Genomic DNA, 13,183 nt, shown 5'->3' on the forward strand with positions numbered 1-13,183 from the left:
GCCTGTAATTGGATGCCCCTAAGGGTATTTCAATTACAGGCCACTTTTGTTTGGCCCTCTCTCGGAGGTCCGACTACCTGGCTTTCAGCAATTCAGCTCAGGCTTTGCTTGCAGCTGCGGGGCGAGCCGCCAACCAACCGGCGTAGCCCATTCCAAAGCTGACCAGAATGCACAAGCCCAAGGCCCAGCCCCAGCTATTGAACAGGTCATGCAAACCGCCCATGGCGGGAGGCCCAAACGCGGCCAGCAAATAGCCCATGCACTGCGCCATACCCGACAGGGACGCCGCCTGCGAAGTAGACGTAGAACGTACCCCAATCAAGGCCAAGGCAATCAGGAATACGCTGCCACTACCAAAGCCAAACAGCACCGCCCACAGCAAGGACCAGGACGGCAAGACCAGAAAGCCCACAAAGGTCAGGGTCTGCAACAAGGCACCCGCCAAGGCCACCCCACGCTGGTCGTGCACACGGCTCAACACGGGCATCAGCAGCAAGGCCGGTACGGCGGTAGCCAACTGCATCAAACCATGAATCTGGCCCGCATGATCCGGCTCAAAGCCATAGTTCACCAGCATCACAGGCAACCAGCTGGCAATCATGTAGTAAGCCACCGAGTTCAAACCCATGTACAAGGTGATATGCCAAGCCAGGGGCAAACGCCACACCGAAGAACTGGTTGCCGCGCCAGCGGGCGTATTCTGTGCCGCACGTCGATCCGCGCCCAACTGGGTAGCCCAGACAACTACGCTAGCCAATGCCATCACACCCACCACCATCAGGGACGACCAGCGCCAGCTTTGGCCTGTCCACTCCGCCATAGGGACCGCCATCGCGGAGTTGAACGCCGCGACCAGACCCATGAACAAAACGTACAGCGACGTCACAAAACTGATGCGCATGGGGAAATGGCGTTTCACCAGAGAAGGCAACAGCACATTACCCAAGGCAATCCCGATAGCCAGCAAACCGATACCGGCAAACAGCTCTATCGTGCCGCCCAGGATACGTACCACCACACCTACCGCAATCAGTACGGAAGCAATAAACAAGGAACGGGACAAGCCCACCACCCGCGCCATGGAGGCGGCCAGCAGGGAGATCACCGCAAAAATGAACAAGGGCATGGCGGTCAGCAGACCGGCCTGCGTGGACGACAGGGAGAGGTCTGCCTGGATCAGCTCCAGCAAGGGGGCGATACCCGTGATCGGGGCTCGCAGATTGCCGGCAATCAGCAAGACGCCAATCAACACCAGTAAGGGGTGGGAGAGCCAGGAGAGTCGAGAGAGGGACATGAAATGTAGCCAGTAGGTGAAAACCCTACTCTATCCTGTTTCGATACCGACGCAAACAGGATATTATGACAACTTATACCTCAAATCAGACAAAGCATGAGTTTTAGCTCCAATCCGCAAGGCGGGCCTATTTTCAGCATCAAGATGGCGATGGGCAGCAATACTGAAAATCCATTGCATACCCATCCCAATGGACAGCTGATCATGACGCAATATGGCTCCGTCACCCTGCAAACCGACCAGGGCTACTGGATGGTGCCGCCGCTGTGCGCCGTCTGGGTGCCGGTGGGTATCCGTCACCGTGCCCGCGCCGACGATCAGGCCCTGATTCATTTCCTGTACATACAGCCCGGTCTGGATGAACTGCCCGATCACTGCAGCACCCTGGACCTGAGCCCCATGGTGCGCGAGATGATCATTCATTTAAGTGATCTGAATCCCCATTACGAGCCGGGCAGCCAGACACACCGCCTGGCACTGGTGCTGCTGGAAACCTTGAATCAAATGCCCACCCGTCAGCTGCATGTGCCGGTGCCCGAGGACAAAGTTTTGCAGACGATTGCGCAACATATGCTGCAACAGCCCGACTCGCGCCCTACGATGGCCGACTGGGCAAAAGAACTGGCCATGAGTGAGCGCACCCTGGCCCGACATATGCTAAAACACACAGGGATGAGCTTCGGGCGCTGGCGGCAACAATTCATGATTATGCTGGCCCTGCAAAAACTGGGTTCGGGAATGTCCGTAAAGAGCACGGCCAGGGAATTGGGTTACACCTCTATCAGTGCCTTTATTACCGTTTTCAAATCTATTTTGGGCGAAACCCCCAGCCGTTACTTGAGCCAAACCCATTCTTCTTAAGTCCCTACTACCCTCACCACACGCATCCATGTCTTCCACACACCTGTCCCGCCCCGGATATCTGCAGCGCTTATTGAGTTGGTTCCAGATTTCTCACATGTCGGCGGGGCTGATTGCCGTGCTGGTGGGCTACACAAGTTCTGCTGCCATTGTTTTTCAGGCCGCTCAAGCGGCCGGTGCCAACACCGCCGAGCTGGGCTCCTGGATGTGGTCTTTGGGTATTGGTCTGGGCCTGCTGTCGGCAGGTCTGTCGCTGCGCTACAAGATTCCAATTCTGACTGCCTGGTCCACACCTGGCGCAGCGCTGCTGGCCACGGGTCTGGTGGGCCTGCCCATGTCCCAGGCCGTGGGCATTTTCCTGTTTTCGTCCCTGCTGACCACCATTTGCGGTCTTAGCGGCAGCTTTCAGAAGTTGATGCAGTACATGCCGCGCAGCATTGCCGGCGCCATGCTGGGCGGCATCTTGCTGCGCTTTGGCCTGGATCTGTTTGGTGCCATGCAAACCCAATGGCTGCTGTGCCTGAGCATGTTCATTGTGTTTCTGGTGGTGCGCCAATGGTCGCCCCGCTACGCCGTGCCGCTGGCCCTGGTGGCCGGTGTCACGATTGCTGCCATGCAAGGTTTGCTGAAAATGGAAATTCTGAGCTGGACACCCGCCAAGCCGGTGCTGGTCTGGCCCGAGTTTTCCTGGACGGCGCTCATTGGTGTGGGCATTCCCTTTTTCATCGTCACCATGAGCTCGCAGAACATTCCGGGCGTGGCTGTATTGAAGGCGCATAACTACGATGCGCCCAACTCCACCGTCATTAGCTGGACCGGGATTGTGGGCCTGATCTTTGGCCCCTTCGGTGGCTACGCCTACAATCTGGCCGCCATTAGCGCCGCCCTGTGCATGACTCCCGAAGTGGATGCGGACCCGCGTCAGCGTTATCGCGCCAGTGTCTGGGCCGGGATTTTCTATTTTGCCGCCGGTATCTTTGGTGCCACCGTGGTCAGCCTGTTTGCCGCCTTCCCAACCGAACTGATTGCGGCCATTGCCGGTCTGGCCCTGCTGGGCACCATAGGCAATAGCATCCACATGGCGCTGGAAGCCCCAGACACCCGTGACGCCGCCCTGGTCACCTTTCTGACCACCGCGTCAGGCATGAGTCTGCTCAATATCGGCAGTGCCTTCTGGGGTCTGGTTTTTGGTATGGCTATGTACTTGATTCAGAAACGAAAAGTGTCCTGATCCGGCCATCCCCCCGGCGTCTGTTCAAGACGGCAAACAAGCCTCACATTTGCTTGCTTTGCCGTCTTTTTCATTTGGCACACTAAAGGCATGACCACTTTTCTTTAACGGAGGTGCTTCATGCCTGCTTTATCTCAAGCCCAACAAAAAGCTGCCGGTGCAGCCTTGTCCGCCAAACGCGGGGAAACTCCGGTAGCCAGTCTGAAAGGGGCATCGCTGGAAATGTACAACACCATGAGTACCAAGGAGCTGGAAGAACTGGCCAGCACCGATACCGCGCGCCGCAACCTGCCTGAACACAAGGAGTAATCAGACAGCCTGAACGCGCACGCCGCTTTGCTCGAAGGCTTGATGCAAACGCTGCGCAAATTCGGCCGCCCCCGCCTGATCCCCATGCAGGCACAAGGTATCAGCAGACAAAGGCACCGTTTTACCCGACAGACTGGTAACGGTGCCTTGCTCTATCATCTGCATCACTTGCTGCACGGACTGATCGGCATTGGTAATCATGGCGCCAGCTTGCTGACGAGGGGTCAGGCTGCCATCGTCCTGATAGCTGCGATCGGCAAACACCTCTTGAGCCACCGTCAAACCCGCATCACGACCGGCCTGCACTTGCACACTGCCTGCCAGCGCATACAGAATCAGGCTGCGATCAATATCGGCTACAGCTTGGGCAATGGCTTTTGCCAAGGCCCCATCACGGGCGGCCATATTGTAAAGAGCACCATGTGCCTTGACGTGATGCAAAGCAGCACCCTGGGTGCGGGCAACGGCAGCCAGGGCTCCCACCTGCACCACCACCATGTCATACACCTGCTCGGGGGTAACCGCCATCACCCGGCGACCAAAACCGGCCAGATCCGGCAGGCCGGGATGTGCGCCCAGCTTCACGCCATGCTTTAGGGCCAGGGCCACCGTCTGACGCATGGTGCCCGGATCTCCGGCATGAAAGCCACAGGCGATATTTACCGACGTCACCCACGGAATCACCTGCTCGTCATGGCCCATGACCCAGGGGCCAAAGCTCTCGCCCATGTCGCAATTCAAATCAATACTCAAGCTCATGGAGTTCCCTCTGATAATCCATCCAATCTGCCTGCGGCCTGGGCAATGCAACGCCTGAACCACAGCAGTTCTGCCGCATTATGCGTGCGCGGGTGCCACAGCTGATAAAAGCGCATCAGTGGAAAATGAACCGGACAAGGCAAAACCGTAATCGGCAGAATGCGGGCATAGTACTCGGCAAACTGGCGGTTCGTGGTGAACACCATGTCCGTGCGACTCAAAATCCCCGGAACCAGGCCGAAATACGGCACGACCATCTGTACGTGACGGCTGATGCCCTGCTCGGCCAGGCAACCGTCAATAAAGCCGCGCTTGTCCGTCACGTGGGCCGAAGGGGCCAGATGCGGCATGTCCAGATAGTGCTGCAAGGACAGACCACGCTGCGCCAAGGGATGATGGCGGCCCAGCATACAGACCACCTCGTCATCAAACAGACGCGCCAGGTGCAGCTTTTCAGGGGGCTCGAGCCAGTTGCCGATCACCACGTCCAGCTCGCCCTCTTCCAGGGCCTGCACGTAATCCAGATCCGGGTTGATGGTATGGACCACCAGCCGGGCCTGCGGCGCCTGACGACGCACCCGCTCCGCAATATCCGGGATAAAAGCGCCGTCCAGATAATCCGGCGCGCCCAGATTGAAAACGCGGGTAGACTGACTGGGATCCATAGGCTCTGCCGTGGCAGAAATTCGCTCGATAGCTTGCAGAGCTTCCGTGGCATGTGCCAGCAAAAAGGGGCCGCGCTCGGTAGGCACCATTCCCTTTTTACCGCGCAACAAAATCGGATCGCCCGTGATTTCGCGCAAGCGCCGCAAGGCATTGCTAACGGCTGGCTGGGACATGCCCAAGCGGATAGCCGTACGCGAGACGCTATGCTCTTTGAGCAGCGACTGCAATACCCGCAGCAAATGTAGGTCTAGTTGTTCTCGTAATTTTGGCATGGTTTAAATAATACAAGCGCTGGCCCGCCTCGTTGATCGGTGTAGACACTCATACGCCTATATAGTGAACATCATTCCAAGCAAATGTTCGCATCCTAAGCAAATGCTATCTTCGATCCGTAAAAAACCAGTCGAGTGAGATCATGGAGACAAGACCAATTCGTTTTATTTATCGCGGCGAAGTACAGGAAGTGGCTCAGGCCCCAACCACGCGAACCGTTTTACAGTATATCCGTGAGGATCTGCACTGCACCGGCACCAAAGAAGGCTGTGCCGAGGGTGACTGCGGCGCCTGCACGGTCATGATTGGCGAACTGGACCAGAACAATCAACTGCAATTGCGTGCCGTAAACGCCTGTATCCAGCTGCTGCCTACGCTGGACGGCAAGGTGCTCTACACCATTGAGGATCTGCGCCAGGACGATGGCACCCTGCACCCCGTGCAACAGGCCATGGTGGACTGGCACGGTGCCCAGTGCGGCTTTTGTACGCCCGGCTTCATCATGTCGCTGTGGGGCCTGTACATGACGCACTCGCCCGAAGACGGCCCGGTTTCCCGGGAACAGATCGACGATGTGCTCTCGGGCAATCTGTGCCGCTGTACCGGCTACCGCCCCATTATTGATGCGGCCAAGGCCATGCACAGCTATCCGGCTGTCAGCATGGATCGCCAATCCATTGAAGACAAGCTGCGTGCCATTCGTCAGGACGGCATGCTGGCCTATGAGTACCAGGGCCAGGCCTTCCATGCCCCCCGCACGCTGGACCAGTTGGCCCAGCTGCGCGAGCAATATCCGCAAGCCCGCATTCTGGCTGGCAGCACCGATATCGGCCTATGGGTGACCAAGCAATTCCGCGATTTACCGCATCTGATCTATATCGGTCAGGTGGCCGAGTTGCGCGAACTGAAAACCACCGAGGACGATCTGTATATCGGTGCAGGCGTGCTGTTGAACGACGCTTTTGACGCCCTGATCAAAGACCACCCCGAACTGACAGAACTGCGCCAACGCTTTGCCTCCTTCCCTATCCGCAACGCCGGTACCCTGGGCGGCAACGTGGCCAACGGCTCGCCCATTGGCGACTCCATGCCCGCTCTGATTGCCATGCGTACCCGTGTGGTGCTGCGCAAAGGCGCAGTCGAGCGCGTGCTGCCTTTGGAAGATCTGTATCTGGCCTACCAGAAAACCGCCATGGAACCGGGCGAGTTCGTGCAAGGCCTGCTGGTCCCACGCAACAAGGGACAATGGCAATTCCGTACCTACAAGCTGTCCAAGCGTTTCGACCAGGACATTTCTGCCGTGTGCGCCGCCTTTGCGGTGGAACTGGATGGCAAGATCGTCAAACAGGCTCGCATCGCCTTTGGCGGTATGGCTGCCACCCCTAAACGCGCCAGCCACGCCGAGCAAGTGCTGCAAGGTCAGGAATGGAACGAGGAAAACGTACAAGCTGCCATGCAGGCGCTGCAACAGGACTACCAGGCCCTGAGCGATATGCGTGCTAGCAGCGAATACCGCAATCAAAGTGCGGCCAATTTGCTGTACCGCTTCTTCCTGGAAACCCACCCTGAACACGCTTTGAGTCCCGCCCAGCTGAATGTCTTTCACCGAGCTCAAGCCAGCCTGGAGACTTTGTGATGAAAATTGACAATATCGACCACCTGAACACCGCCACGGCTCAACGAGTCGGCGTGTCCTTTCTGCACGAGTCGGCAGACCTGCACGTGAGCGGCACGGCCACATATACCGATGATTTGCCTGAATTGCAGGGCACGGCCCATATTGCGCTGGGCCTGTCGGAAAAAGCCCATGCCCGTTTGCTGGACGTGGATCTGGAAGCTGTGCGTCAAGCGCCCGGTGTCATTGCCGTCCTGACGGTTGCCGACATTCCCGCCGCAAATAATTGTGGCCCTATTCTGCATGACGACCCCATTCTGGCCGATGGCGTGGTGCATTACTTTGGCCAGCCCATTTTTGCGGTTATTGCGAAATCCCACGACCAGGCACGCCGTGCAGCGCGTCTGGGCAAGATCACCTATGAAGAGCTGCCTGCCATCTTGACTCCGCAAGAAGCCAAGGCCGCGAATGCCGGTGTTCTGCCCCTGATGAGCCTGAAACAAGGCGACGCCAAAAAAGCACTGGAATCGGCTCCACACCGCCTGCAAGGCACCTTCCAGTGCAATGGTCAGGAACAGTTTTATCTGGAAGGCCAGATTTCCTACGCCGTGCCCAAGGAATACGGCGCCGTGCATATCTGGTGCTCCACCCAGCACCCTTCGGAGATGCAGCAGCTGGTTGCTCACTGTCTGGGCGTTGGTGCACACAAGGTACACGTAGAATGCCGTCGCATGGGCGGTGGTTTCGGTGGCAAGGAATCTCAATCGGCCCTGTACGCCTGCGTGGCCAGTGTGGCCGCCGTCAAGCTGCAACGCCCGATCAAACTGCGCCTGGACCGCGACGACGACTTCATGATTACCGGCAAGCGTCATGGTTTCTACTATGAATACGATATTGGCTACGACGACGAAGGCCGCCTGCTGGGTGCCCGTCTGGACATGACGGCCAACTCGGGGTTTTCCGCCGACTTGTCCGGCCCCGTGGCAACCCGCGCCATCTGTCATTTTGACAATGCCTACTACCTGTCTGATGTAGACATGAGCGCCTTGTGTGGTCGCACCAATACCCAATCCAACACGGCCTTTCGAGGCTTTGGTGGCCCGCAAGGGGCCTTGGTCATGGAAGTGGCGCTGGACACGATTGCTCGCCGTCTGGGCAAAGATCCGCTGGATGTGCGCCGCATCAACTTCTACGGCAAAGAAGACCGTAATGTGACGCCTTACGACCAGACCGTGGTCGATAACGTCATTCACGAGCTGGTGGCCGAGCTGGAGGAAACCAGCGAATACCGTCAGCGCCGTGAACACATCCGTGAATTCAATGCCAGCAGCCCGGTACTGAAAAAGGGTCTGGCACTGACCCCGGTGAAATTCGGTATTTCCTTTAACGTACCCGCCTTCAACCAGGCTGGTGCTCTGGTCCACGTCTACCGTGACGGCACGGTTTTGGTGAACCACGGTGGCACGGAAATGGGCCAGGGCCTGAACACCAAGGTGGCCCAGGTGGTAGCCCATGAACTGGGCCTGAATCTGGAGCACATCCGGGTCACGGCCACCGATACCACCAAAGTAGCCAACACCTCGGCCACGGCGGCATCCACAGGTACGGACTTGAACGGTAAAGCCGCCCAGGATGCGGCCTACCAGATTCGCCAGCGTCTGACGACGGTAGCGGCCCAGTTGTTCTCGGTGGAAGAGTCCAGCGTGAAATTCGAGCGCGGTCAGGTCGAGATCGGTGACCAGACCATGCCCTTCTTCCAACTGGTGGAACACGCCTACCAGGCCCGTGTCCAGTTATGGTCCGATGGTTTTTACGCCACCCCTGGCCTGCACTGGGACTCCAAAGTCATGAAGGGGAATCCCTTCTATTACTTCTCCTACGGGGCTGCCGTCGCTGAAGTGCTGATCGACACGCTGACCGGGGAATCTCGTCTTCTGCGTGCTGACGTGCTGCACGATGTGGGCAAATCCATCAATCCGGCCCTGGATATTGGCCAGGTTGAAGGCGCCTTTATTCAAGGCATGGGTTGGCTGACAACAGAAGAACTGGTGTGGAACGCTCAAGGCAAGCTCACCACGCATGCACCGTCGACCTACAAGATCCCGGCCATCAGCGACTGCCCCATGGACTTCCGCGTCAATCTGTTCGATGGCCGCAACGCCATGGATTCGATTCACCGCTCCAAAGCCGTGGGCGAACCCCCTTTGCTGTTGCCATTCTGCGTCTTTAACGCGATTCGTGATGCCGTTGCCAGTGTAGGCAACTACCAGATCGAACCCGTGCTGAACGCACCTGCGACTGCGGAAGCCGTCATGCGGGCTGTTGCGGCTATTCGCAAAGCGAAATGAGTAGCTGGCCATCTCTTGCCCTCGCCCGTGTAAAAGCGGGCGAGCGGCTGGTTTTGTGCTCGGTGGCGCTGGCCAAAGGCTCCACCCCGCGCACCACGGGCACGGCCATGCTGTTCAGCCAAACTGAGCAGTGGTTAACCATTGGTGGCGGGCACCTGGAATGGGTAGCGGCAGAACAGGCCCGTGTCATGCTCAGCCAATCCTCCGGTCCCGGCTGGAGCATGAGCCGCCTGCCACTGGGTCCCAGCCTGGGTCAATGTTGCGGCGGGGTCGTGACCTTGCTGTACGAGACCTTGGGTACCGAGGATCTGAGCTGGCTGGAAGAGCTCGATAGCGCCGTGCGGGCCGGTCAGGCGACCAGCCGCCGTTCACAATTGCTGTCGGATGGCAGCAAGCAGGTTGATATCCACAGCCCTTCAATTGTGGACGAATCCCGGCTGGACTACGACGGCTCGCAAGGCGTCTGGATGGAGGACCTGCCGCCCCCGCCCCTGACCATTCTGCTATTTGGGGCCGGTCATGTGGGCGAGGCACTGGTGCAGATTCTGGGCACCCTGCCATGCCGGGTTCTGTGGATTGACGAACGCCCTGAACTGTTTCCCGCTCAGGTACCCAGCAATGTCAGCCTGGAAATTACCGACATCCCCGATGCGCTGATCGAACAAGCCCCGACCAATAGCTATTTTCTGGTGATGACGCATAATCACGGCCTCGATCTGGCGTTGTGCCAAAAGATCTTGCGCCGGCCCGACACAGCCTATGTGGGCCTGATCGGCTCCATGACCAAACGTCGTCAATTCGAGCGCCGCTTGCAGCAACGCGGCATGCCCGAATCCCGTATTCAGGAACTGGTCTGCCCCATTGGCGTGCCAGGTATCAAGGGCAAGGCCCCCTCGATTATTGCCGTGGCTGTCGCCGCTGAATTGCTGGCCCACGCCTATGAAATGGGGCAACTCAGTCGCTGATGCGACCTCGACTTCAAGGACACTATGACTACCTCTTTACACTCCGCCTGCGCCTACCGTGCCCAACTGCTGTACTTTGTCGCGGACCCTGCCACATTGGAAGATCCTTCCGAAGCCGTGCGCTATCACAGTGACGGCCTGCTGCTGGTCAACGAACAAGGCCAGATTCAGGCCTGTGGCGACTGGGCCGAACTGTCGCAGAGCCTGCCTGCCGATACAAAGACCATGGATTTGAGCGGGAAAATCATCATGCCAGGCATGATCGACACCCACCTGCACTTCCCGCAAACCGACATTATTGCCTCCCCCTCCAGCGGCCTGTTGCCCTGGCTGGAAACCTATACCTTCCCAACTGAAGGCCGTTTTGGAGATAGCGAACACGCCCGCGAAGTGGCTGGCGTGTTTCTGGACGAACTGCTGCGCAACGGCACCACCACCGCCCTGGTCTACGGCAGTGTGCACCGTCAATCCGTGGATGCCTTCTTTGAGGAAAGCCACGAACGCAATCTGCGCATGATTGCGGGCAAGGTGATGATGGACCGCAACTGCCCGGACTATCTGCAAGATACTGCCGAGTCAGGCGCACGCGATTCGGAAGACCTCATCAAGCGCTGGCACGGCAAGGGCCGCCAACTGTACGCTCTGACACCCCGTTTTGCGCCCACCTCCACCCCGGAGCAATTAGCCGCCTGTGGTGAACTGGCCCGCGCCTATCCCGATGTGTTTCTGCAAACCCACGTGGCAGAAAACAAGGACGAAATCAAATGGGTAAGCGAGCTGTTCCCCAAGAACCGCAGCTATCTGGACGTGTACGACAGCTTTGGTCTGCTACGCCCCCGCGCCATCTACGGCCACAGTATCTGGCTGGACGAACAGGACCGCGCTCGCATGCACGATACCGGCAGTATCGCCGCCCACTGCCCCACCTCCAACCTGTTCCTGGCCTCTGGCTTGTTCGATTTCCAGTCCATTCGCCAAAGCAAGGTGCTGCACACCCTGGCCACCGATGTGGGCGGCGGGACGTCGTTCTCCATGCTGCGCACCATGAACGAGGCCCACAAAGTGGCCCGTCTGAACAACTACCATCTGACCGCCGCATCCATGTTCTACATGGCCACCGAAGGAGCCGCGCGGGCACTGGACATGCAGGGTCAAATCGGCACGTTGGCTCCTGGTGCCGAGGCGGACTTTATTGTGATGGACCCCAAGGCCACCCCCTTGATGGCCCGCCGCAGCACCATGCTGAACTCGCTGGAAGAGCAATTGTTCATGCTGGCCCTGCTGGGTGACGATCGCTGCATTCAAGCCAGCTACAGCGCAGGCCGCTGCGTCCATCAGCGCGATCACTAAACACAACTGAAGCCGGTTCCTGGCGGGCAACTCCAATCATTACAACCGCCGCCAGGGACTCTTTTCCGTCTACCCAAAAAATATCTGCACGCGTTTTTTCGATTTAACGCGGATTTTACGGTGCCAACGATACATTGATCCCGTCAGTAGGAAGCCAGCCCCGGCTCCCCCTCTTCTTGGCGAGATTTGATTATGTCCGGCACATCAACCCTGGTGCAACGCAACTCCCTGTTCTACCTGCTGACGCAGGTTGTGGGAGTGACCTTTTTGTTTCTCTGGCTGGCCAGCCTGACCCAGGACTGGTCTCCGCTCAATCCCTTGTTGGCATCCAGCCAGCAACCTGGCCATATGGCCCATGAAATGAAAGAGGCTCAAGGTCTGCTGACTGGCCTGATTGCCGCCGCGGGTTTGTTCCTGGCTGCCTGGAAACTGCGCCAGCTGCGCGGACAAGAGGCCTTGCCAGGCAAACGCATCCTGTTGCTGGGCACCAGCCTGTTCCTGGCCGTGCCTTTGCTGATGCTGCTTCTGCAATACTCCGCCGCCTCCCAAAGCCTGGAATCGCTGTATCACCAGATACCCGAGATCAAACCCTTGCTGGAAGTGGGTGCCATCGTCGCCGTGGGCGCTGGCTTGCTACACCTGTACTTTGCCGGTTGGGCCTTGAACCAGGCCCGCCTGCGCTGGGGGGGCCTGCTGGCCGGTTTGATCTGCGCCTTTTTGTTGGGCTTGCTGGAAGCGGATCAAGAGCGTATCAATCTGACTCAAGTGTTTGCCTCACTGGCGCTTGTCTGGCTGCTGGGCAGCATCGCCTTCTACCCCTTGATCGTGAATCCCAAACGCTGGTCAGCCTCCCATAGCGAACGCGCCACGGTTGCAGAGGCCTGGGAACATCTGGCCAGCATTCAGGTACAACGTCGCCGCAGCCTGGGGGTGTTTGGTGGCCTGATGGTCGTGATTCTGCCTTTCTTCGCCTCCACCTGGGCGGTCGACTCGCTGGTCTTTCAATTCACCCGCATGGCCGGTCTGGGGCTGGTCCTGATTGCCGTCCTGGGCCGCTGCTGGTGCATGTTGTACCTGGGCGGTCATAAAGGCTCCAGCCTGATCAGCCAAGGCCCCTACTCCATCAGCCGCAACCCGCTGTATCTGTTTTCCCTGTGCGCCGTCACCGGCATGGGTGCACTGTCCGGCAGCCTGCTGCTTGGCCCCATACTCGCCTTGTTTGTCTACGCCGTCTTCAACAATGTGATCGACGAAGAACAGGTTCTGCTGCACAAAGTCTTTGGTCAGGATTATCAGGACTACTGCCAGCGCGTGCCCCGCCTGATCCCACGCCTGAGCCTCTGGAACAGCCCGAACGAACTGCAAGTGTCCCTGACAGGATTGGCCCGCACCTTGCGCGATGCCTTGCCCTACTTCCTGATCTGGCCCGTCTTTGCCCTGGCACAGTGGTTGCAAATCAATGGCTGGGTACCCGTACTTCTGCGTCTACCCTGATCGTCCCCAAGTGCAGTA

11 protein-coding genes are annotated in these 13,183 nt (G+C 58.4%); 8 read left to right on the forward strand and 3 right to left on the reverse strand.

The genetic code is table 11. From position 1 onward, the window contains the following. Nucleotides 1-97 precede the first annotated feature (97 nt). Nucleotides 98-1,294 carry an MFS transporter gene (locus NIZ92_RS11990; RefSeq protein ID WP_083053379.1) on the reverse strand — a complete coding sequence of 399 codons (1,197 nt, stop codon included), beginning with the start codon at nt 1,292-1,294 and terminating at the stop codon, nt 98-100. Between the two features lie 96 nt (nt 1,295-1,390). On the opposite strand from NIZ92_RS11990, the gene NIZ92_RS11995 reads away from it, so the two are divergent. The 3 genes from NIZ92_RS11995 to NIZ92_RS12005 all read left to right on the forward strand — a co-directional run bounded on the left by NIZ92_RS11995 (nt 1,391) and on the right by NIZ92_RS12005 (nt 3,695). After that, the gene (locus tag NIZ92_RS11995) at nt 1,391-2,155 is read left to right on the forward strand and encodes a helix-turn-helix transcriptional regulator (protein ID WP_009458871.1); all 765 of its coding nucleotides are present in this window, start codon (nt 1,391-1,393) and stop codon (nt 2,153-2,155) included. A gap of 28 nt (nt 2,156-2,183) precedes the next feature. After that, a complete protein-coding gene (locus tag NIZ92_RS12000; RefSeq protein ID WP_083053378.1) occupies nt 2,184-3,386 on the forward strand; it encodes a benzoate/H(+) symporter BenE family transporter in 1,203 nt (400 codons plus the stop codon). 120 nt (nt 3,387-3,506) lie between these two features. After that, nucleotides 3,507-3,695: a DUF3008 family protein gene (locus tag NIZ92_RS12005; RefSeq protein WP_009458869.1), complete on the forward strand. Its 189-nt coding sequence runs from the start codon at nt 3,507-3,509 to the stop codon at nt 3,693-3,695. Here NIZ92_RS12005 and NIZ92_RS12010 read toward each other — a convergent pair whose 3' ends face one another. After that, nucleotides 3,696-4,454: a LamB/YcsF family protein gene (locus tag NIZ92_RS12010; protein WP_009458868.1), complete on the reverse strand. Its 759-nt coding sequence runs from the start codon at nt 4,452-4,454 to the stop codon at nt 3,696-3,698. Next, a complete protein-coding gene (locus NIZ92_RS12015; protein ID WP_035272299.1) occupies nt 4,451-5,392 on the reverse strand; it encodes a LysR family transcriptional regulator in 942 nt (313 codons plus the stop codon). The genes NIZ92_RS12010 and NIZ92_RS12015 overlap by 4 nt, the downstream gene beginning before the upstream one ends. Nucleotides 5,393-5,535: 143 nt before the next feature. Between NIZ92_RS12015 and xdhA the strand changes: the two genes are divergently transcribed. The 5 genes from xdhA (at nt 5,536) to NIZ92_RS12040 (ending at nt 13,165) form a co-directional block, all read left to right on the forward strand. Beyond that, a complete protein-coding gene (gene xdhA / locus NIZ92_RS12020) occupies nt 5,536-7,029 on the forward strand; it encodes a xanthine dehydrogenase small subunit (RefSeq protein WP_254002022.1) in 1,494 nt (497 codons plus the stop codon). Next, nucleotides 7,029-9,356 (forward strand): xanthine dehydrogenase molybdopterin binding subunit, encoded by a 2,328-nt coding sequence (xdhB, locus tag NIZ92_RS12025; RefSeq protein WP_254002023.1) that lies wholly within the window; start codon nt 7,029-7,031, stop codon nt 9,354-9,356. The genes xdhA and xdhB overlap by 1 nt, the downstream gene beginning before the upstream one ends. Beyond that, entirely contained in the window at nt 9,353-10,321 is a 969-nt protein-coding gene (xdhC, locus tag NIZ92_RS12030; protein ID WP_052159430.1) for a xanthine dehydrogenase accessory protein XdhC, read from the forward strand. Before xdhB ends, xdhC begins: the two co-directional genes overlap by 4 nt. A 24-nt stretch (nt 10,322-10,345) precedes the next feature. Then, entirely contained in the window at nt 10,346-11,671 is a 1,326-nt protein-coding gene (guaD, locus tag NIZ92_RS12035; protein ID WP_035272290.1) for a guanine deaminase, read from the forward strand. Nucleotides 11,672-11,863: 192 nt separating this feature from the next. After that, nucleotides 11,864-13,165, forward strand: coding sequence for an isoprenylcysteine carboxylmethyltransferase family protein (locus tag NIZ92_RS12040; RefSeq protein ID WP_254002024.1), 1,302 nt, complete (start codon nt 11,864-11,866; stop codon nt 13,163-13,165). Nucleotides 13,166-13,183: the final 18 nt, after the last annotated feature.

It is taken from the genome of Alcaligenes sp. 1735tsa3 (assembly GCF_024134565.1).
Classification (GTDB): Bacteria; Pseudomonadota; Gammaproteobacteria; order Burkholderiales; family Burkholderiaceae_B; genus Alcaligenes; species Alcaligenes phenolicus.

Bases quoted from the DNA above. Each gene is read 5' to 3' on its own strand.
- xdhA (WP_254002022.1), top strand. From the start codon at position 5,536: ATGGAGACAAGACCAATTCGTTTTATTTATCGCGGCGAAGTACAGGAA.
- NIZ92_RS12010 (WP_009458868.1), bottom strand. From the start codon at position 4,454: ATGAGCTTGAGTATTGATTTGAATTGCGACATGGGCGAGAGCTTTGGC.
- NIZ92_RS12040 (WP_254002024.1), top strand. From the start codon at position 11,864: ATGTCCGGCACATCAACCCTGGTGCAACGCAACTCCCTGTTCTACCTG.
- NIZ92_RS12000 (WP_083053378.1), top strand. From the start codon at position 2,184: ATGTCTTCCACACACCTGTCCCGCCCCGGATATCTGCAGCGCTTATTG.
- NIZ92_RS11990 (WP_083053379.1), bottom strand. From the start codon at position 1,294: ATGTCCCTCTCTCGACTCTCCTGGCTCTCCCACCCCTTACTGGTGTTG.
- xdhC (WP_052159430.1), top strand. From the start codon at position 9,353: ATGAGTAGCTGGCCATCTCTTGCCCTCGCCCGTGTAAAAGCGGGCGAG.
- xdhB (WP_254002023.1), top strand. From the start codon at position 7,029: ATGAAAATTGACAATATCGACCACCTGAACACCGCCACGGCTCAACGA.
- NIZ92_RS12005 (WP_009458869.1), top strand. From the start codon at position 3,507: ATGCCTGCTTTATCTCAAGCCCAACAAAAAGCTGCCGGTGCAGCCTTG.
- NIZ92_RS12015 (WP_035272299.1), bottom strand. From the start codon at position 5,392: ATGCCAAAATTACGAGAACAACTAGACCTACATTTGCTGCGGGTATTG.
- NIZ92_RS11995 (WP_009458871.1), top strand. From the start codon at position 1,391: ATGAGTTTTAGCTCCAATCCGCAAGGCGGGCCTATTTTCAGCATCAAG.
- guaD (WP_035272290.1), top strand. From the start codon at position 10,346: ATGACTACCTCTTTACACTCCGCCTGCGCCTACCGTGCCCAACTGCTG.